The 1,612-nt window shown below is 62.3% G+C and carries 2 protein-coding genes; one reads left to right on the top strand and one right to left on the bottom strand.

The features are described 5' to 3' along the window. Positions 1-97 precede the first annotated feature (97 nt). Positions 98-679, top strand: a complete 582-nt coding sequence (locus tag NJ959_RS29260) for a diguanylate cyclase domain-containing protein (protein ID WP_254015276.1) — start codon at positions 98-100, stop codon at positions 677-679. Positions 680-688: 9 nt separating this feature from the next. On the opposite strand, the gene NJ959_RS29255 is transcribed toward NJ959_RS29260, so the two are convergent. Beyond that, a partial coding sequence (locus tag NJ959_RS29255) for a M16 family metallopeptidase (protein WP_254015275.1) occupies positions 689-1,612 on the bottom strand: 924 nt, incomplete at its 5' end.

The raw sequence follows: 1,612 nt of genomic DNA, 5'->3' as shown, positions 1-1,612 counted from the left end.
GCTCGTCGCTCACTACCGCGGCGGTGCCGACGCGACCCGGAAGCTGTCTCTTCTGTTCAATCTCGACACCGGCACCTACCGGAAGGTTGCGTAAATCTTGCAGCAGGCTGACGATAGGCAGGCGCAGGTCGATCCGGGCGAAGGATCTGCGGCTAGCGAGTCTGGAGAGGTTGGCACGCTGGCGTCGCTCCTCAAGGATTCTTCGGAGTTCGGTCCGCTCACGGGCGTGTACGCACGTGGCATGTTCAACAGCCTGATCCGAACCGCGCTCGAAGGCAAGCCAAGCGACGGAAAGTCGCCCATGTTGCTACAGGTTGGCCTCGATGCTTCGACGCTCGACGAACCCGTGAGCGACGACGACGCGGACGAGCGAATCGTGCGACTGGCGAACGTGCTTGCTCGACAGTTCGGGCCCCAGGGCGTCGCGGTCTGCCGCCTGTCCCACGAACTATTCGCCGTGGTTCTGTCCTCAAGCGATGATCGACTTGCGCAATCGACGATCGAGTCAGTCCAGAAGGAACTCGGCACGATCCAGCCGACCATGTCAATCAGTTTCGGCGCGGCACGCTTTGGCGGTGCGGTCAAGTCCGCGCACGAACTGGTCGTCGCGGCCACAAAAGCGCTCCAGGTCAATCGCCTTCGTGGGAAAAACGGCGTCGCGGCGTCGAAAGCGGCGTGACTTCGGGCACTAGTTTTTGATTGGCGGCGTGAGCGTGCCCAAGGTCCTTGGCACCAGCGGGAACATCGCGCTCAACTCGCGAATGTCCTGAATCGTCACGCTATTGATCCGAGCGAGGTCTTCCTCGAGCGGGCGATACTCCGCTCGCGCGGTCCACATTTGCCCCAGTCGGTGCATACGATCCAGCGGACGCTCGGCCCCGAGCGTAACGGCGGTCGCGAGTTTGTTGCGCAGAAGGATCAGGTCCTTCTCCTGTGCCTTGTCGCGCACGCTCGTCATCTGGGCTTTGGTGATCTCCCAGATCTCGTCGGCGCGCTCTGGATCGCCCGACGCGAAGACGAAGTACTCGCCGAAGCCATCATGCCCCGAATAACTCGATTGCGCTTCCTCAGCGATGCCGGTCTCAATCAGCGACCAGTGGAGCAGGCTGTTGTCCGCCGAGCCGAGCAGTTGGGCGAGGAGCCCTGCGGCGTAGCGTCGGTCGTCGTTTTGTGCCGGTGCTTCGCAGAGCGCGAGGATGTAGGCGCGATTGACCTTGTCATCGTGCAGGTCGAGCGTGCCACCCTTGATAGGCGGAGCGGCGTTGTCCCGCCTTGGCCTTGTTGACTGCCAGCCGGCGCATAGCACCTCGACTTGCTCGATCGCGCGATCGAAATCGATCTTGCCGGCAAACGACACCACGGTGTTGTCCGCCGAATAGCGAGCGTCGAAGTACCCCTGCATCTGATCTCTCTGCAAGGCGGAGATGGACTCGGTCGTGCCGAGCACGCGGTGGCTGAGCGGGTGGGAACCGAAGTGCTTCTCCACGCAGTTCTCGTACAGGACCCAGAAGGGTCGCTCTTTGTTTATCGCCATCTCTTCGTGGATTCCGCCTTTTCCCCTTTTCACATCTGCTCCCCCTAGCGCCGGGCGCCTCATCCCGGCACGGAGCGC

Origin of the sequence: Limnofasciculus baicalensis BBK-W-15 (genome assembly GCF_024178385.1) — a bacterium.
Taxonomy (GTDB): Bacteria; Cyanobacteriota; Cyanobacteriia; order Cyanobacteriales; family Coleofasciculaceae; genus Limnofasciculus; species Limnofasciculus baicalensis.
The sequence above is the reverse complement of the archived record's forward strand: the minus strand, read 5'-3'. Positions and strand labels throughout refer to the sequence as shown.